This is a genomic window from Shewanella insulae, assembly GCF_009831655.1.
GTDB classification, from domain to species: Bacteria; Pseudomonadota; Gammaproteobacteria; order Enterobacterales; family Shewanellaceae; genus Shewanella; species Shewanella insulae.
Genome location: NZ_WRPA01000001.1, coordinates 532,876 through 550,492, shown reverse-complemented (window position 1 = coordinate 550,492; position 17,617 = coordinate 532,876). Strand labels below are relative to the sequence as shown.

At 50.8% G+C, this 17,617-nt stretch carries 19 protein-coding genes; 12 read left to right on the top strand and 7 right to left on the bottom strand.

Annotation, left to right across the window (positions count from 1 at the left end):
* Positions 1-384 carry a DUF6508 domain-containing protein gene (locus tag GNT65_RS02420; RefSeq protein WP_160793509.1) on the top strand — a complete coding sequence of 128 codons (384 nt, stop codon included), beginning with the start codon at positions 1-3 and terminating at the stop codon, positions 382-384.
* A 47-nt stretch (positions 385-431) separates the two neighbouring features.
* Here the strand turns inward: GNT65_RS02420 and GNT65_RS02415 are convergent, their stop codons facing one another.
* Positions 432-659: a PGPGW domain-containing protein gene (locus GNT65_RS02415; RefSeq protein WP_160793508.1), complete on the bottom strand. Its 228-nt coding sequence runs from the start codon at positions 657-659 to the stop codon at positions 432-434.
* 214 nt (positions 660-873) lie between these two features.
* Here GNT65_RS02415 and GNT65_RS02410 point away from each other — a divergent pair, with 214 nt between their 5' ends.
* On the top strand, positions 874-1,584 hold the full coding sequence (locus GNT65_RS02410; RefSeq protein WP_160793642.1) for a substrate-binding periplasmic protein: 711 nt from the start codon (positions 874-876) through the stop codon (positions 1,582-1,584).
* A 64-nt stretch (positions 1,585-1,648) separates the two neighbouring features.
* Here GNT65_RS02410 and GNT65_RS02405 read toward each other — a convergent pair whose 3' ends face one another.
* A complete protein-coding gene (locus tag GNT65_RS02405) occupies positions 1,649-2,056 on the bottom strand; it encodes a YccF domain-containing protein (protein WP_160793507.1) in 408 nt (135 codons plus the stop codon).
* 230 nt (positions 2,057-2,286) lie between these two features.
* On the opposite strand from GNT65_RS02405, the gene GNT65_RS02400 reads away from it, so the two are divergent.
* Entirely contained in the window at positions 2,287-3,228 is a 942-nt protein-coding gene (locus GNT65_RS02400) for a 1-aminocyclopropane-1-carboxylate deaminase/D-cysteine desulfhydrase (protein WP_160793506.1), read from the top strand.
* Positions 3,229-3,531: 303 nt separating this feature from the next.
* Here the strand turns inward: GNT65_RS02400 and GNT65_RS20495 are convergent, their stop codons facing one another.
* Positions 3,532-3,705: a hypothetical protein gene (locus GNT65_RS20495; protein WP_011865944.1), complete on the bottom strand. Its 174-nt coding sequence runs from the start codon at positions 3,703-3,705 to the stop codon at positions 3,532-3,534.
* 492 nt (positions 3,706-4,197) lie between these two features.
* Here GNT65_RS20495 and GNT65_RS02395 point away from each other — a divergent pair, with 492 nt between their 5' ends.
* Together GNT65_RS02395 and GNT65_RS02390 are read left to right on the top strand one after the other, a co-directional pair.
* On the top strand, positions 4,198-5,811 hold the full coding sequence (locus GNT65_RS02395) for a mechanosensitive ion channel family protein (protein WP_160793505.1): 1,614 nt from the start codon (positions 4,198-4,200) through the stop codon (positions 5,809-5,811).
* A gap of 110 nt (positions 5,812-5,921) precedes the next feature.
* Complete coding sequence (locus tag GNT65_RS02390; RefSeq protein WP_160793504.1) at positions 5,922-6,875, top strand: chemotaxis protein CheV; 954 nt, start codon at positions 5,922-5,924, stop codon at positions 6,873-6,875.
* Positions 6,876-6,920: 45 nt separating this feature from the next.
* On the opposite strand, the gene GNT65_RS02385 is transcribed toward GNT65_RS02390, so the two are convergent.
* Both GNT65_RS02385 and GNT65_RS02380 read right to left on the bottom strand, forming a co-directional pair.
* Entirely contained in the window at positions 6,921-7,574 is a 654-nt protein-coding gene (locus GNT65_RS02385) for a hypothetical protein (RefSeq protein ID WP_160793503.1), read from the bottom strand.
* A gap of 45 nt (positions 7,575-7,619) precedes the next feature.
* Entirely contained in the window at positions 7,620-7,979 is a 360-nt protein-coding gene (locus tag GNT65_RS02380) for a DUF2750 domain-containing protein (RefSeq protein ID WP_160793502.1), read from the bottom strand.
* Positions 7,980-8,234: 255 nt separating this feature from the next.
* Between GNT65_RS02380 and GNT65_RS02375 the strand changes: the two genes are divergently transcribed.
* From GNT65_RS02375 to GNT65_RS02360, 4 genes are all read left to right on the top strand, one after another.
* Positions 8,235-9,422 carry a lytic murein transglycosylase gene (locus GNT65_RS02375; RefSeq protein WP_160793501.1) on the top strand — a complete coding sequence of 396 codons (1,188 nt, stop codon included), beginning with the start codon at positions 8,235-8,237 and terminating at the stop codon, positions 9,420-9,422.
* Positions 9,423-9,540: 118 nt separating this feature from the next.
* Entirely contained in the window at positions 9,541-10,413 is an 873-nt protein-coding gene (locus GNT65_RS02370; RefSeq protein ID WP_160793500.1) for a WYL domain-containing protein, read from the top strand.
* A 74-nt stretch (positions 10,414-10,487) separates the two neighbouring features.
* The gene (locus GNT65_RS02365; protein WP_160793499.1) at positions 10,488-10,970 is read left to right on the top strand and encodes an FKBP-type peptidyl-prolyl cis-trans isomerase; all 483 of its coding nucleotides are present in this window, start codon (positions 10,488-10,490) and stop codon (positions 10,968-10,970) included.
* 236 nt (positions 10,971-11,206) lie between these two features.
* Positions 11,207-11,431 carry a DUF3389 family protein gene (locus GNT65_RS02360; RefSeq protein WP_160793498.1) on the top strand — a complete coding sequence of 75 codons (225 nt, stop codon included), beginning with the start codon at positions 11,207-11,209 and terminating at the stop codon, positions 11,429-11,431.
* A 101-nt stretch (positions 11,432-11,532) separates the two neighbouring features.
* On the opposite strand, the gene GNT65_RS02355 is transcribed toward GNT65_RS02360, so the two are convergent.
* Positions 11,533-12,540, bottom strand: a complete 1,008-nt coding sequence (locus GNT65_RS02355) for a glutathione S-transferase family protein (RefSeq protein ID WP_160793497.1) — start codon at positions 12,538-12,540, stop codon at positions 11,533-11,535.
* A gap of 180 nt (positions 12,541-12,720) precedes the next feature.
* On the opposite strand from GNT65_RS02355, the gene GNT65_RS02350 reads away from it, so the two are divergent.
* The 3 genes from GNT65_RS02350 to GNT65_RS02340 all read left to right on the top strand — a co-directional run bounded on the left by GNT65_RS02350 (position 12,721) and on the right by GNT65_RS02340 (position 16,469).
* Positions 12,721-13,395, top strand: a complete 675-nt coding sequence (locus GNT65_RS02350) for an alpha/beta hydrolase (protein WP_160793496.1) — start codon at positions 12,721-12,723, stop codon at positions 13,393-13,395.
* Between the two features lie 596 nt (positions 13,396-13,991).
* Positions 13,992-15,698 carry a bifunctional UDP-sugar hydrolase/5'-nucleotidase UshA gene (gene ushA, locus GNT65_RS02345; protein WP_160793495.1) on the top strand — a complete coding sequence of 569 codons (1,707 nt, stop codon included), beginning with the start codon at positions 13,992-13,994 and terminating at the stop codon, positions 15,696-15,698.
* Between the two features lie 333 nt (positions 15,699-16,031).
* On the top strand, positions 16,032-16,469 hold the full coding sequence (locus GNT65_RS02340) for an Hsp20 family protein (RefSeq protein WP_160793494.1): 438 nt from the start codon (positions 16,032-16,034) through the stop codon (positions 16,467-16,469).
* A 90-nt stretch (positions 16,470-16,559) separates the two neighbouring features.
* Here the strand turns inward: GNT65_RS02340 and GNT65_RS02335 are convergent, their stop codons facing one another.
* Positions 16,560-17,564 carry a D-alanine--D-alanine ligase gene (locus GNT65_RS02335; RefSeq protein ID WP_160793493.1) on the bottom strand — a complete coding sequence of 335 codons (1,005 nt, stop codon included), beginning with the start codon at positions 17,562-17,564 and terminating at the stop codon, positions 16,560-16,562.
* Between the last annotated feature and the right edge of the window lie 53 nt (positions 17,565-17,617).

Here is a 17,617-nt window from a genome sequence, read left to right as displayed (position 1 = left end):
ATGAAACGCACAATATCCATGCAGATAGCAGATCTCTATTCTCAATATGCCAAGCAGTTTGCACTTGGCGAGCCTAAGAGTGATCAGATGACGATGCAGGGCTTTATGAAGCAGCTTGCCGAGCGGGGGTTGTTATTCGATAACCTTAGTTGGCAGGAGTGGTATCGGCATGTTCATCTGGTCGATAAGCCAGATTATATTCGCGAGGCGAGCTTTTATCAGTGCAAGCTACTCTTGACGGCTATGAGTCGCCTAGAGCAGTTCAGCCGTGGGGTTATGGAAAACATGCGCCGGCAAGGTGTGCTGTTGGCGATCTTAGAGCGGCTCAATGTGCTGGCCCGTAGCGGTTATGAGGGAGGCTCCGGCAAGCTTGATCTGGCCTGACGCTAGTTTAGCCAGCGTAGGCTGGCACCTATCGAATTCGATGAGCCTTAGCGGCTGTAACGCCAGTCACGCAGCTTAACATCTAGCCAGGCGGCGCTGCGGCTCATCTGTTTCTGGCTCTTCTTTAGCCAGCCTCTGGCCCAGTGGTATTCCAGACTCAAGACGGCAAGCCCTATGGGCAGCAGTAACCAGGCTGGGCCGGGGAGGATCACCAGTGCCAATCCTAGTAAACAAAGTGAACCGCCAATGACAGTGATTAAAGATTTTCTCAGCATAAACACCTCAATAGTTTGACCGTCTCTCCTATACTTGTTTTGCATCATCTTGTTTATCTATGCCAGTGAAAATGTGTAACAAAAGGATATTAGCCTGCTAAGGAGCGTGGCAAGCTCGTGATTTGGGGGGAGGGTGTTGGAGAGAAATAGTTATTTTTACGTGCGCATCGCAAGGCGAATAGGGCTGGCCTTGTTACCTGGTATTTTGTTATTGATGTTTGCGGCATTTGCTTCGTCTGTAACCAAGGCCGATACGCTTAAACTCTCCTCATTGAATTGGCCTCCCTATTCGGGGCCGACCCTCAAGGATGGCGGTGCCTGTGTGGTGGTGGCCAGAGCGGCGTTAGCGGCAATGGGCCATGACCTCCATGTGGACTATTTTCCTTGGAGTCGCACCATTCGCGTGGTGACTCGAGACGATTCTGGCTATCATGGCTACTTCCCCGAGTACCATCATCCTACCGATAAATTTATCTTCTCCGACGCCATGGGCCAGAGTCCATTAGGGATCCTGGAACATAGCCTGCATCCGATCACTTGGTCGCGAGTGCAGGATCTTAATGCCTATACCTTAGGTGTGGTCAGAGACTATGTGAATACCCAGGAGCTCGATGAGATGATTGCCATCGGCGCTCAGCCGGTGGAGCTGGTCAGCTCGGACGAGCACAATATACGTAAGGTGGCCACGGGGCGTGTGCAGGGAGCCGTAATGGATTTCTATGTCTATCAATACCTTATAGAGCAGCCTCATCTGAAGGGGCTTAAGGCCAAGTTACAGTTTAATAAGCAGCTATTGGAATCGAAGCAGCTCTATGTCGCCTTTAGAAATACTCCTGAGGGGCAAAGGTGGCGGGCGATATACAATGCGGGACTGGCCCGCATCCAAGTTGAACAGATCTTGGAGGCCTATCTGCAAAGCCTATAGCCCGCAGTAGGCGCTCATTTCGCTGCTACTTTCGAAGTAACTAATGCCTCAAGAAATTAGGCTGTTAAGCCTTGGCCGTGATTGTCTGCCCTATGGGAGTCAGACTCAGCAGCGCCAATTTCAGGTGCTGAATACCAAATGGGATCCCTATGATGGTGACAAAACAGGCCAGTGCATGGGTGATATGTCCTATGGCGAGCCAGATCCCGAATAGCAGGAACCAGATGATATTTCCCACCATGCCGAGGGGCCCTGTGCCTATATCATCGACCCCTTGCAGCGCACGACGACTCACGTTTTGTTGACCGAAGGGCCAGAAGGCCATCTCGCCAATCACGAAACAGGCGCGGCCAAAGGGGATGCCTATGATGCTGATGAAGCAGAGTAAGCCGGCCAGCCACCAGGCCAGTCCCATCACGAAGCCGCCTAAAATAAACCAGGCAATATTAAAGATTAAGCGCAGTAGTGCCATGAAGTGCTCCTTGTTGTAATGCTTTTTATCTTTGTTAAGGCATCGGCCTTAAATTGGATCTATCAAGGTATAAGCGAAAACCATGCCATTTTATATTTGTATGTTTTTAAATGATTTTCTTTAGATGCGGTATTGGCTTGTTGACATATTATGCCAAAAGTCGGTCAAATTACGCATTTGCCGTTAAAGGGTGTACACTCTGGCCCGTCATTTGATTCAGGCTCGATAACATGAAGCTTAGCCACACGCCCGTAGAGACGATTCATATCTGGCTGCACAAGGTCTATGTGAAGCGCGACGATCTTCTGCATCCCGAGTTTTCCGGAAATAAGGCGCGCAAGTTCGCCTATTTTCTCGAGAATGACTTTCCTTCTGTGAGGCGGCTGATTGGCTATGGCTCGCCCCAGGCAAATTCTCTCTATTCGCTATCGGCCCTGGCCAAGCTTAAGGGGTGGCAGCTGGATTACTACGTAGATCATCTGCCGAGTTATCTAACGGGGCATCCTAGCGGTAATTACCGCGCAGCGTTAGCTAATGGCGCCAACATCATAGATCTAAGCAATGTCGTCGACAGAGATGGCCTGGATTGTGAAGGCTATATAAGGCAACGTGTGCTAACGGGCAGCGACGAGCAGTTGTTTGTTCCGGAAGGGGGCCGCTGCGCCTTTGCCGAGCCGGGTGTATCCCGGCTCGCCAATGAGATAGCTGGCTGGAAGGTGGCAGAGCAGCTGAGTGAGCTGGTGGTGTTTCTGCCCTCGGGGACAGGCACCACGGCGCTCTATCTGCAGAAACAGTTTCAAACCATAGACCCCAGCATCAGCGTCATGACCTGCGCCGTGGTGGGGGGGGATGATTATCTCACCAAGCAATTTTTCGAGCTCGAGCAAGATGAGAGTCTGCACCCTCATATCGTTCCTGCCGCCAAGCGTTATCATTTTGGTAAGCTGTACCATGATTTTTACCAGATCTGGCATGAACTTAAGTCGACGGGGATAGAGTTTGAGCTGCTCTATGATCCCCTGGGCTGGCTCTGCCTCAAACATCTCTGGCAACAAGGGCTAGACGCGCCCGTACTCTATCTGCACCAAGGGGGCTTGCTGGGTAATGAATCTATGCTGCCCAGGTATAGGCGTAAGTTTGGTGAGCTAATACCAATCACAGTAAGTGAGTGATCAGAAAAAGGCCCAGGAAAAACGTTTGAGAACAAGGCTGAATTTTTTGATAAGTAGTCATTCTAGAATCAAAAATGCTAACGAGGTTACCGGGCGTTTTAACAAGCTAGCATGAGTAGTTATTTACTAGGATTGGTATAAGGGAGAGTGATATATGTCATTTGGCCAGGTCGGTACCTGTGAAAGGGGGACAACCTGAGCCAAATGTTACCTGCTGAGTCGTTGACGAATGAGGTCAATCCTACTTGTTGCCTTAGCAACCTTCGATACGTGTGAGAGGAGGTGTATCGAATAGCGTGGGGGTTATTTGTTGCTTGAGAGCAACCATTTCATAAATTGCAGGGCGTCGGTACGCTTAGCAAAAGTTTGTTTGTTTTTTCCTAGGCTATCGGTAAATGCGATAGAGGATTTGTTGACTGAAATTGAGTCCACCGGAAAGTTTACCGTGATCTCATGACCGTTTACTTTGTACGACATAGGTCATACTCCTTATTACTGAGACTGCCATGTGGCAGTAAAAATTTAGCAAATAATAGATCCTTAGCTGTTGCGAAAGATGAATTAAATCCTTTCTGAGACTACCCAGCTTAATTTTAATAATCAAGTGATCTACCTCGCTAAAACCTTTGCTTAGGTCCTATACGAGGACTATTCACCGGATTGGACACAGTAAATCATCAATAAATGACAATAGTGTGACGAGCTAGCTGCGAGTTGTTAGATGCGATGACTATGCAATGACTTAGAGTCTAGCGATGCAAAACGAAAGGCAGAAAAACTAATAAAGCAGGGTACTGCAGGACTCACGCATTATAGTCCTGGTAGCCAAGTTGTCAATATTTAATCAATCCTGTTGCTTTGCCTGTGTCATCGGGATGAAAGCCCTGTGCTTGTGTTTCGTTTCGACAGTGCCTGTCGGGAATAAATGCTAATATTTCTAGGCGCTTGTTAACAATTAAGGGGATTGGGATGCGCTTATTTGTTTGCTCGTTGAGCTTGGTGGTGAGCTTTTTTGTTGGCACGGCTTGGAGTGCGGCGCCAAATAGCCTGGTGGGAGCGTTAAATGACGCCGCCGCAGACACTGGTCAGAGCCAGTTTGTACGCTCGGTTGAACATTATGAATACAAAGATAGCCTGCAACGTGACACGCCAAGGGGCTCGGTGGAAGGCTTTATGGCGGCCGTTTATGAGCAGGACTATGAGAAGGCGGCAGAGTATCTCGATCTGCGTTACCTGCCCGAGGGGATGTCGGCCAAACGCGGCGCCGAATATGCCAAGCAATTGCAGGTCATCATAGAGCGTAATCTCTGGCTCGATTTAGGCCAGCTTAACGACACGCCTCAGGGACTGGACAACGATCAGCTGCCTGCCTATCGGGATCTCTTCGGTCGGGTAAGGTTGCAAAGCGATCAGATAGCCCTCTATCTGCAGCGGGTACCCAATAACGGCAGCAGCATCTGGAAGGTGTCAAATGCTACCGTGGCTAAGGTGCCTCAACTATATGAAAACCTGGGGTATGGGCCTGTGGCCGAGTGGTTCGTCAATCATGTTCCCGAGGGGCGTTGGTTTAACGTTAACCTCTGGGAATGGACCCTGTTACTGGCCTATCTGATCACCGCATTTGTGGTGATGGTGCCCGTTACCTGGATCATTAAGCAGCTGATCCTGCTGACCCAATATGAGCTTAAAGAGGAGCTTGCCTATATCGTCGCCGGGCCATTACGTTTGCTGGCGGCCGTGCTATTGGTAAGAGCCTGGGTGGCCCATAGCAGCATCTCCCCGGCGGCGATCGAGATGATAGATACCGGTTTTCTGTTGGTGTCGGCCATCATCTGGTTTGGCTGGAGTGCCATGGGGATATTCCAGCAGGGCCTGAAGAAACGCTGGAAAGCTCAGGGTAAAGATCAGGCGGCCTCTTTGTTGCGGCCACTGACCAATTTCCTGCGAGTGATCTTCGTGATCATGGCTGTGCTGCTCTGGCTCGAGCATTTAGGCTTTAATGCCAGTGCCATCATTGCCGGTATGGGGATTGGCGGCATCGCCATCGCACTCGCCTCCAAGCAGTCCATCGAAAACTTTATCGGTACCATTACCCTCTATTCGGCGGCGCCTATCAAGGTGGGTAACCTGTGTAAATTCGGTAGCATTAGTGGCACAGTCGAGGAGATTGGCCTGCGCTGCACCCAGATCCGCACCCTGGACAGGACACTGATTCATGTGCCCAATGCCAAATTGGTGGAGATGGAGATCGAGAATATCTCCCAGCGAGAGAAGATCCGCTTCAAGGCAGATATTCGTCTCGACTATGCGGTGACTACCTCGGAGCAGCTCAAGGCGATTGTCGCCGAGATCAAAGCCATGCTAGAGGAGCACGAGCTGGTGCTCAAAGAGCCCCTCAGGGTCACCTTCAAGGGCTTCGGTCTACACGGGCTACAGGTCAATGTGCTGGCCTATATCGGCACCAAGAGCTTTCCCACCTTTCAGTTGGCATCGGAAGAGTTACATTTAAAAATCATGGATATAGTGGTGAAGAATGGCTCTCGTATCGTGCCGGTAGCACCGGTTGCGCTCAATAATGGATAAACATGTTAAAGCTGTGATCTCTGGGTCTTGATGTCGCGTCGAAATCCGGGGATCATGGCTATAATTAATGGCGTATCGCGTCAGTCACATCAAGACGTAGTGAGAATTGTATGGCTAAAGTGCTAGAGAGTGTCGATCAACGAACTCAGTTGGTTGGTGAAAACCGTCTCGAGCTTCTGCTGTTTCGTATCAATGCGACGCAGCTGTTTGCGATCAATGTGTTTAAGGTCAAAGAGGTCGTTAAGCTGCCTAAACTGAGTGCCTTGCCCGGTAGCCATCCTAGCATAAAGGGAGTTGCCAATATTCGTGGTACCTCGATTCCCGTCATCGATCTGCGCGCCGCCATCGGTTTTCAGCCCATGAATGCCGACCAGGAAGCCAACCTAATCATCACAGAATATAACCGCAGTGTGCAGGGCTTCATGGTGGGCAAGGTTGACCATATCATCAACATGACCTGGAGCGACATCATGCCGCCGCCTAAGAGTACCGGTAGCCACAACTATCTGACTGCTATTACCAAGGTGGAGGTGGATGGCGCGACACGTCTGGTCTCCATCATAGATGTCGAGAAGGTGCTGGCCGAGATAGTGCACTATGATATCGCCATTTCGGAAGGTGTTCTGGATCAGGCCTTGGTGGATAAGATGATAGGTCGCAAGATCTTAATCGCCGATGATTCGGCCACGGCTCGCCGTCAGGTGAAAGACACGCTCGCCCCGCTGGGTATCGAGGTGATAGAGACCTCGGATGGCCTGCAGGCGCTTAAGCTATTGAAGCGCTGGTGCGATGAGGGGCGTGATATTAATCAAGAGATACTCATGCTGATCACCGATGCCGAGATGCCCGAGATGGACGGTTATCGCCTCACCTATGAGGTACGCAATGACAAGCGGATGGCGAATCTCTTTATAACCCTTAACACCTCTCTGAGTGGCAGTTTTAACAACGCCATGGTGGAGAAGGTGGGGTGCGACCGTTTTATCTCTAAGTTTCAGCCGGATCTGTTGGTGGATGTGGTGCAGGAGCGCTTGCGGGCGCAGTTGCCCGAACGGACAAATTAGTTACATTGCTTATCTTTAGTTGACGATTAGCTGGTCACCGTCAAGCTATTCAGCGTCCTGGGCCTGCTCATCAAGGATGTCCCTTAATACCTGACGTTTGACGGCTGGGGTAGAGACGATATTGATCCTGGCGATGCGAACGGCGTAGCCAAAGCGCTCGCGGCCCACTGCGGCGATAAGCTGATGCAGAAAGGCCTTATCCAGCCCCAACATCTTGGCGTAATGTTCAACTGCCTTAGCGACGGAGGAAAATAGCACGCCGTCGAACTCAAACCCGCCGCCGTAGCCAGCGGTCTCTAGGGGGATCCCCTTGAGGCTGAGGGGCCAGGGCGCAACGCTCACCCGCGCCTTGGCAACCTGGTACATGAACCAGGCGCTCTTCTTAAAGCCTTCGAACACCTTACAGCTAAAGTCTGACTCTTCGAGCTCCTCTTGGGTCCAGTTTTCGCCTATGGCCAGGTGTTTGGCATAGCGGCGCATCAACTCGTCTTTTACCGCGCTGTGACAGTCCCAGATGGAGCTGAGCGGTGCCTTCTCGGCGATCTGCAGGCATTCTTTACAGGCGGGAACCGCCAAAGAGGGGTGAGGGCAGTGCCCTAAGGCGTGATAGTCAAATTGGTGAGCACAGGGCTCGTCGCAGAACCAACAGGTGTGGCGTCTGTCGAAAGGAATGTCGACTAAGGGCAGGCTTGTAGACAAGGGTTAGCCCCTGTCTACAAGTTGGCGAGCGAGTTGGATCAAGCCTTACTCTTGCTCTATGTCGACCAGGCTCTTGGCTAGGGTAATAGGATCTAGTTCTAGGCACTCTTGCTCGGCAACCCAGTCGATACCCACTAACACTCCGTCATCGTGCAGATCTTGAATCCAGTATTCCAGCAGCTCTTCTAGTGGGATGGGAGCCGGCTGATAGCCCTGCCACTCTTCTGTGCAGTGTACCTTGGCTTGTGCTTCGCTTGACCACAACGGCATCACGTCCGTCTCTTCATATTCTGAGGAGTCACACACGACCCAACCTTCGCCTGTCTCATCCTGAAGGCCCCAAACGGCTTGCTGCTCTTTTACGTTGTCGATAAAGCTTGCTAAAACGGGATTGCTGTCTGTCATGTGAGTTCTCTTAGAAAGGGTAAAATCGAGCCCATTATACGCGATGTGGCTAATGAGCCAAGGGTTAGATCAACCGACCAGCCCACTATTTATACGCCCATGGGGCAAACTGGTCTAAGTTCGAATAATTAATCATAAATCATTTAGTATAAGTGCCTCGAGTCGTTATCATGTCTGAGGAAGGTCTGGTTTCTCACCGGCTGCAGATCATTAAGTTTCTTATTTTTTTAGCCGCTTTCTCTTGGAGTCTTTATTTTGAAAAAATTGTTCACCTTTGCATCCCTGATACTGGCAACCGGCTTGCCAAGCCTTAGCGCGCTCGCCCAAGATTTCGATACCTGTGTGAGTGGCCTCAAGCAGAAGGCAATCGCCGCCGGGGTGTCGAATAAGACGGTGGAAGAGGGCTTGGGCCAGGTGAAGTATGTTTCGCGGGTGATAGAGCTGGATAAGAAGCAGCCGGAATTTAGTCAGACCTTTGATAACTATTTCTCCAAGCGTGTCACCGACTGGCGGGTCAAGGAGGGGCGTCGTCTGCTGAAGAAGCACGGCCCATTGCTACATAAGCTGCAGCAAGAATATGGCATTCCGCCTCAGTATCTAATGGCCTTCTGGGGACTGGAGACCAATTTCGGCTCCTATAAGGGCAAGATGCCGGTTATCGATTCCCTGACAACCCTTGCCTGCGACCCGAGACGCAGCAGCTATTTTACCGGTGAATTGATTCAGGCGTTGAAGCTTAAAGAGGCCTACCAATTTGACAATAAGCAGATGCAGGGCTCTTGGGCCGGTGCCATGGGACACACCCAGTTTATGCCCTCGGCCTATGCCAAGTATGCGGTGGACGCGGACGGTGATGGCAAGGCCGATCTATTCAATAGCACTGAGGACGCCTTGTCGTCGGCGGCCAACTTCCTGAATAATCTGGGTTGGGTGCGCAATGAGCGCTGGGGGCGTGAGGTCTCCCTGCCTAAGGATTACGATTTTCGTCATCTGGGGCGTAAAGATAAACAAAGTTTAACTACCTGGGCCGGTTTAGGGCTGACTCAGGCTAATGGTCGAGCTCTGTCTACGCCGGACATGCAAGCCGCGCTCTATCTACCGGCAGGGCATACGGGCCCCGCATTCTTAGGCTATGGCAATTTCGATGTGATCATGCGCTGGAACCGCTCAGAGTTTTACGCCATCGCGGTAGGGCATCTGGCCGATCGCATCAATGGCGGTGCGCACCTGCATGTGGCGCCACCGAAACACGATAACATCAGTCGCGCCAAGCTTAAGTTGCTGCAGGCCAAACTCAACGAGAAGGGTTATGAGGTGGGCAAGCCTGATGGTGTGCTCGGGGTCAACTCCCGCGCCGGCCTGCAGGCCTTTCAGCGCAGTATTGGTCTGGTGGCCGACGGATTTCCAAGCGATGAGACCTTCAGTGCCCTGGGCATCAAATAGTGCTAACCATTATGATTGCATCTCGATAAAATTTACATTAGCTTAAGACCTTGGCCGGGCAAAATGCCCGGCCATTTCTTAATGACAGCATTTAACGAGTGGCAATAAAGGTAGCTTTATGGATGCGATGGAGAGTTTGTCCTTTGCCCAGCGGCAACGTCTGGCGTTTATCGACTTTAGTTTGCAGTATTTTGGTCAGGTATCGCGTCAGGACTTGATCGCTAAATTTGCCACAGGTCTGGCGGCAGCGACCCGGGATTTCGCCAGTTACCGCGATCTGGCGCCCCACAACATGGAGCTGGTGCATCAGACCAAGCGCTACCATAGGCGCGCCGAGTTTAGCCCCCTGTTTGACCATGATCCAGAGGCGATCCTTCATGGGTTGGCCAATGGCTTTGGCGATGGGCTATCTCATCCGATAATGCCAAGCACAGTTTGTTTGGATGCGGTGCAGCTTATTCATCCAGACACCAATATCATCGCCGCCGTAATGCGCGCCATCGCCCATAAGCAGGCGATTGCCGTGACCTATGTATCTGTGTCATCGGGCGAGACCCAGAGAGAGCTAGTGCCCCACACGCTGGTGAATAATGGTCAGCGCTGGCATGTGCGCTGTTTCGACCGCACCCATCAGGTGTTTACCGACTTTGTGGTGACCCGTTTCAAGGCGGTGACTCAGAGCGCCACCGAGCCCTTCGACCATGAGTTGCAAGACAAAGATAGCTACTGGCAGAAGCTGGTGAGCCTTGTATTGATTCCCCATCCCAGCCTGACGCACCCCGAGGCGATTGCGCTGGATTATCAGATGAGCGAGGGTGAGCTGGTACTAAGCTGCCGCGCCGCCCTGGCCGGTTATCTGCTGCGGCAATGGAGCGTTGACTGCTCGGCCCAGCATCAGATCCGCAGCGGCGTGTGTCAGCTGGCCCTTAAGAATCACACCATCTTAAGCGAGATAGAGCATCTGGCCATAGTGCCGGGTGGCAAGACTTAACAGGCGTAGCGCCTCGGGGGAAGTTTTGCTAAGCTTCGCCCACTTGAAGAAAAGAGACTAACTAAGGACGCTTGATGAGCATTAAAGACGATATGGTCGTGCAGTTTAACTACACCTTACGCGATGAAGCGGGTGAAGTGCTCGAAACCAATGAAGGATTAGATCCTATTGCCTACCTACATGGGCATGACAACATGATGCCTGGCGTCGAGAAGGCGATGGAAGGTAAGGCTGTGGGCGAGAAGTTTTCCGTCACCCTGCCACCAGAAGAAACCTATGGCGTGCGTAACGAAAACGGTGAGCAGCGCGTGTCGATCAAGCATCTGCAAGGCGCGAAAGCGTGGAAGCCAGGCATGCGCGCCATCATAAATACCGAGCAGGGCCAGCGCCAGGTGACTGTACTCAAAGTGGGTAAATTTATGGCCACCGTGGATATCAACCATCCGCTGGCGGGTCGCGAACTGACCTTCGATCTTGAGGTTGTCGATGCTCGCGAGGCGACTGCCGAAGAGATCGCCCATGGACACGCCCACGGCGTCGGTGGTCATCACCACTAGAATGGTCACCACCACTCGAATAGTGGTGAACACCTGAATAACCATAGAGGCCCGGGTTTTCCTGGGTCTTTTTATACCAATCATGGTAAGTAAGTGATCAGAAGTTGCGTAGGAAAAAAATTCGAGAACAAGGCATGATTTTTCGATAAGTAGTTATTTTACAATCAAAAATAATAACGCCGTTATCGGACGTTTTAATACTAGGATTGGTATTATGTCTATTGAAGTAAGAGCTTATGGTAATTGAATTCTCTGGGGGAAGGGTGATCGTCTCACCCCAAGAGGTGCTGGTAAAGTTGTCCTCTGGTGTCAGCCTCTATGCCATGGTCGATGATCTGCGTATGCTCAGTGCGGGCAACATAATGGTGGCGGATGGGGGCGCGGTGCGCTGGCACCTTGCCTTAGACGATGCAAACCAGCTAGCCGATATCGCCGAGTGTCTCGGTATTGATATCGACTAATTGAGGTTGGGTTACCCCGCATTTATTACTGTTTATGCAGCCCGATAACGGCGATGCTTGCCGTGGATAAGTTCGTCGTGGACAAGTCAACCTCCGCAGCGTTAGTTGTGGCCAAGCTCGTCACGGCCATGGGGCGAGTCGAGATCTAACCTGGGGCCCTTGGGCACAACACGAGTCGGATTGATCTGCCCATGGCTGAAATAGTAGTGCTGCTTGATATGCTCAAAATTAACTGTCTTAGCAACACCTGGGTGTTGGTATAACTCCTTCAGATAAGCTTGAATCGACGGCATGTCGCCGATGCGATTGCGATTGGTCTTGAAGTGGCCTACGTAGACGGCGTCGAAACGTATTAGTGTGGTGAACAGGCGCCAGTCGGCTTCGGTAATTTGGTTGCCTACCAGATAGCGCTGCCGGCTAAGGCGTGTCTCTAAGGTATCTAGCGCTTCAAACAGTTCATCATAGGCATGCTCATAGGCCGTCTGGCTAGTGGCAAAACCCGCACGGTATACGCCATTATTGATCTTATGATAAATCCAGTGATTGATCTCATCGATCTCCTCCCTGAGTGAGGTGGGATAGAAGTCGAGTCCATTGTCTGTTATCTCATTAAATGCGCTGTTAAACATGCGGATGATCTCCGCCGACTCGTTACTGACTATGGTATGAGTCTGCTTGTCCCACAGCACAGGCACAGTCACCCTGCCGCTGTAGTCGGGTTTCGCTAGCTGGTAGATCTGGTAGAGATAATCTTTACCGTTAAGTCGGTCGATTTCGCTGCCTTCGATATGCTGGGCAAGTTCGCTTTGTTTCGGCCCGCTAAACTCCCAGCCATTGCCTAGCATGTGGGGCTCGACGACGGTGACACCGATATGGGCCTGCAAAGACTTCAGCTCGCGAAAGATAAGGGTTCTGTGCGCCCAAGGACAGGCAAGCGACACATAGAGATGGTAGCGCCCCGACTCGGCTTTAAATTCGGGCGCAGGCTCATCAGCGGTTGGTGCCTTGATCCAGCGGCGAAAAGCAGCATCTTCCCGTACAAACGCGCCCTTGCTCTTGTTTGTGTCATACCATTTATCGACCCATTGGCCTGCTTGTAGTAGTCCCATCTGTTTCTGCCTCAGCTGAATGCATCCTTGAGTTCAGTGTAACAGTCGCAGAACCGGATAAAAAAGCGCGAAAACTGGGGTTTTTTATTCGACTTTATCGAATAGTTGGGGGTATTAAGGCTTCCTGATATGATCGGCCGCACATGAACACATAATGAAATGAGTAATAAAGGAAACCCTATGTCTCAACTGCCGTTAGAGCGGATCACAATAGAACCTCAATCCCAGTGCCGCGCCTGCGTGGTCTGGTTACACGGTCTAGGTGATTCAGGCGCAGGTTTTGCCCCTGTGGTGCCGCTACTGGGCTTGCCCGATGAGCTCGGCGTACGCTTCATTTTTCCCCATGCGCCAAGCATGCCTGTGACGATCAACCAAGGTTATGTAATGCCTGCCTGGTACGACATCAAGGGGATGGAGGTAGACAACCGCGCAGATATGGCCGGCGTGCTAGCGTCCGAGCTAGCGATCACCGCGCTGATTGAGGAGCAGATAGCCTCAGGCGTGCCCAGCGACAAGATAGTCTTGGCCGGCTTTAGTCAAGGTGGCGTCATGAGCCTGTTTACTGGGCTGCGCTTCTCCAAGCGGCTGGCGGGTATTATGGCGCTTTCATGTTACCTGCCCACGGGCAATGCATTGCCCGATAACTTGAGTGATGCGAACCGGGACACGCCGCTGCTACAGCAACACGGTGAGCAAGATGAGGTGGTTCCGCTGGCCTTGGGCCACTCGGCATTTGAATTGATTTCAAAGGCAGGTTATCAGACGCAGTGGCAGACCTATCCCATGGGGCACAGCGTACTGCCGAATCAACTTCAGGAGATTGGGCAGTGGCTTAAGGCGCGTCTGAGTGAATAAGGCGTTTATTTTATTGGCTTGATTTGAAGTAAGGTTATCGAAACGAGCTAGGGGCACCAGTTGGCGCCCCTTTTTTATTGGATTAAGGAGTGTGCTTGAGATCACGTCAATCAATTGGCGAATGTTTTTAGCTCAGTTACGTCGTAACCAGATCTTAACAAGTGCACGTAAATAGCCACTTTTTTGTTTGAAAAATCATCAAATCAAGCTGCATTAAGTTTTACTGCTTTAGATAAGGTTGATCTAGTGTGAAATATTTACCGATTTTGTGATCTAGGTACGCAAGGGCTTGTTTGTATATAGGGAGTATCTCTATTTTTTAGATTACTTCTGCAAGTTAATAAAATTGCAACAAAATAACCTTAGGCGTTCGTTTTAATTAATCACTTTGGTCAAGCGGCTTAATTTAGCTTGTTCTGACACCTGAACAATGAGGGGCGTAAAACGCTTTTAAAATAAACATTTGCCCTATGTTTGTTCATAAAAATGCCACATTTTCTAGATATTGTTTGCTATTATATTTCGCGGCGAGATTATGACGTTCGCTGTCAAAAATTATGATGGTTAATAAAAAAGATAATCTAGGGGTTGATGTAATGACAAATAAGCTATTAAAAGGATTAGTCGCTACGGCTGTTGTGGCTGCACTTGCTGGCTGTAACGGCAGTGACGATGATACCACTAAGGTACCAACAACATGTGCCGAAGCTGGCGATGCATGTACTGTATTTACCGTACTTCATACTAACGACAACCATGGTCGTTTCTTCGAAAACAAATATGGTGAGTATGGCATGGCGGCTCGTAAGACGCTGATCGATCAGATCCGCGCAGAGGTTGAAGCCAATGGCGGCGAGACACTGCTGCTTTCTGGTGGTGATATTAACACAGGTGTACCTGAGTCAGATCTGCAAGATGCGCGTCCTGACTTTGTTGGTATGAACCTGATTGGTTACGATGCAATGGCCGTTGGTAACCACGAATTTGATAACCCACTCTCTGTTGTTGACATGCAGCGTGAACTGGCAGAGTTCCCAATGCTAGCGGCGAACATCTATGACAAGGCGTCAGGTAAGCGTTACTTCGATGCTTATAAGGTATTTGACGTAAATGGTCTGCGTATCGCAGTGGTTGGTCTGACAACCGAAGACACGGCTAAGATTGGTAACCCTGAGTTTATCAGCGGTCTTGAGTTTACCGATCCTAAAGAAGAGTTGAAGAAAGTGATTAAAGATATCAAGGCAGCTAATGAAGCCGACTTGATCTTTGCAACCACTCACATGGGTCACTATGCAGATGGTGCTAATGGTAACAATGCCCCAGGCGATGTTGCACTAGCACGTGCAATGGAAGCTGGCGATCTGGCCGCCGTGATCGGTGGTCACTCTCAGAACCCAGTTTGTATGGAAGGCAACGCCTACGATCCAAACTTCAAGCCGGGTGCCGATTGTAAGCCAGACGAACAAAATGGTACCTACATCATGCAGGCTCACGAGTGGGGCAAGTATGTGGGTCAAGCTAACTTCGAATACTTCAACGGTGAACTACACCTGGCAAGCTACAAGTTGATTCCTGTTAACTTGAAGGAGAAGAACGAAGAAGGCGAGCGCGTTCTGATCGGCGAAGCAATTACGCCTGATGCAACCGTATTGGAAGTACTGCAACAGTATCAAGACAAGGGTCAGGAAGAGCTGCTTAAAGTGATCGGTTCTACCGATGATAAGCTTGAAGGTGACCGTGGTGTGGTTCGTACTCAGCAGACCAACATGGGTCGTCTGATCGCCGAAGCACAACGCACTAAAGTCGGTGCTGATTTCGCGGTGATGAACTCAGGTGGTGTGCGTGCTTCTATCGAAGCGGGCGAAATTACCTACAAAGACGTGCTGACCGTTCAACCTTTCGGTAACTCTATCACTCTGAGCACCATGACTGGTGCCGAGATCACAGAATACCTGAATGCTGTGGCGACTGTTGATATTGGTGCAGAAGGTTCTGGTGCTTATCCTCAGCTTGCTGGTATCAAGATGGACGTAGATTGTGAAGCTAAGACAGTAGCGATCAGCGACATCAATGGTAAGGGTTACGCGGCCGACGCGACATACACCTTTACCGTACCTAGCTATAACGCCGCTGGCGGTGACGGTTACCCAGCATTGACACCTGTTATGACAGGTTATGTCGATGCAGAAGTACTGGCGACTTACATCGAGAGTGTAGGTGCCATCAAGGCCGCTGACTATGCACCCGTTGCCGGTGATATTCAGTTCTTGAACAGCAACAGTCCATTGGCTTGTCAACGTTAATCTAAATAGCGTTAAGCTAAACTTTAAAAAAGCAGCCATTTGGCTGCTTTTTTTATGCATTAAGCTTGTCTCATTGCAGTATCAGCGCATTGTCCCTGGTCATCAAAAATTTTTTATTTTCTTCCTTGAAATCTGAAATGCCTATCCACATATAGTGAGTATGGGGCGCTCATCGAGGCCCCTGATGTTACCCAAGATGTTGATCTTGTTATGGCAGTGCCTTTGGGCTGCTCGGTGATATCACGACAAGGCGCGGCGCAACTCATTCGAAACATATCGTGTGAACTTTGGTCGGCCACTAACCACTATATTGCTTAATACAAGGATATACCTATGCGTAATTATGATTTGACCCCTCTATACCGTAGTGCCATTGGATTCGATCGTTTAGCCCAGCTTGCCGAGCATGCTGCATCGAACAAGGGTAACTCGGGTTATCCCCCATACAACATCGAGCTGCTGAGCGAGAATCGCTATCGTATCACCATGGCGGTGGCCGGCTTTGCGATGGAAGAGTTAGATATCACCAGTGAAGGCGATAAGTTAGTGGTGAAAGGCACCAAGGCGGAGCAGGACAGCGAACGCAAATACCTGTATCAGGGTATTGCTGAGCGCGGTTTCGAGCGCACCTTCCAGCTGGCCGATTATGTGACCGTGATTGGAGCCGACCTCGAAAACGGCCTGCTCAATATCGATCTGCAGCGTGAGATCCCCGAGGCCCTAAAGCCCCGCAAGATTGAGATCTCAAGCTCAAAGCTGTTAGACGCCTAATTGAATCTGTGTCTAAAAGCAGCGCGTTAACGCGCTGCACCGAATAAAAAAGGGAGCCTAGGCTCCCTTTTTTGATGGCTAAATCTAAGTTTAGCGATTAAGCCCTGTCAGAATGGCTTCGTTTAGGTATTCGCTGAAGTCATCGCCATTATTGGCTAACATCTTAGGGAACATAGAAATTGGCGTAAGGCCCGGGAAGGTATTGATCTCGTTGAGTAAGATCTCGCCTTCTGGCGTGAGAAAGAAATCGATACGCGACAGGTGTCTGAGTTTCATTCCATCGAATACCTTCACCGCATAGTTGCGGATCTGCTGGGCTATCTCATCGCTGACCTCGGCCACGACTCGAGTGGTGGCCTTGCTGTCGGCGGCATACTTCTCGTCATAGGTGTAGAAGGTATCGCCTGCGCAGATCACCTCGCCCGGCAGGGTGGCGACCGTTTCGCCGCGATATTGATAGACGGCGACTTCCAGTTCCCGCGCCTGAATGGTTTTCTCCACCACCACATAGGGCGAATATTGAAAGGCATCGGCCAAAATGGCGGGGATCTGCTCTGAATCATCGACCCGATAGCAGCCCACCGAGGAGCCTTGGGAGGCGGCCTTAACGAAAACTGAGCCCCACTTGGCCAGCGCCTCTGTGGTCTGGGCAATCGCCTGCTCGTCCAGTTGATTTAGGAATAGGTATGGCGTGTTGGGGATCCCCAGGGCGCTAAACCACATCTTGGCGGTGATCTTGTTGAAACAGTTGCGCGAACCTTCGTCGTCGCAGCCGAAATAGGGCAGGTTTATGAGTTCGAAATAGGACTGAATGTCGCCTGTCTCGCCAGGGTAGCCGTGAATACAGGGGATCACATAATCCACCGGCCAGGGCGCCTGGCTCTCATCTTCGAAACGGATCTCTCGGCGGTTGGTCAGCTCACAGCGCTCACCTGACTTGGTCTGATATTGCCCCTCGGCATCGAGTTCGACCCGCAGCACATTCAGGTGGGGAAGTTTTGCCAGCGAGGTCTCGAAGTAGTTGGCCGACAGTAGGGAGATGGCGTGTTCATCACCGCCACCACCACATAAAAGTAAAAGATTGATCGGATTCATCGGGTCTCCGTTTTCGACTCAGTATCGTTTTCCATGCTCACTATGACGTGCTG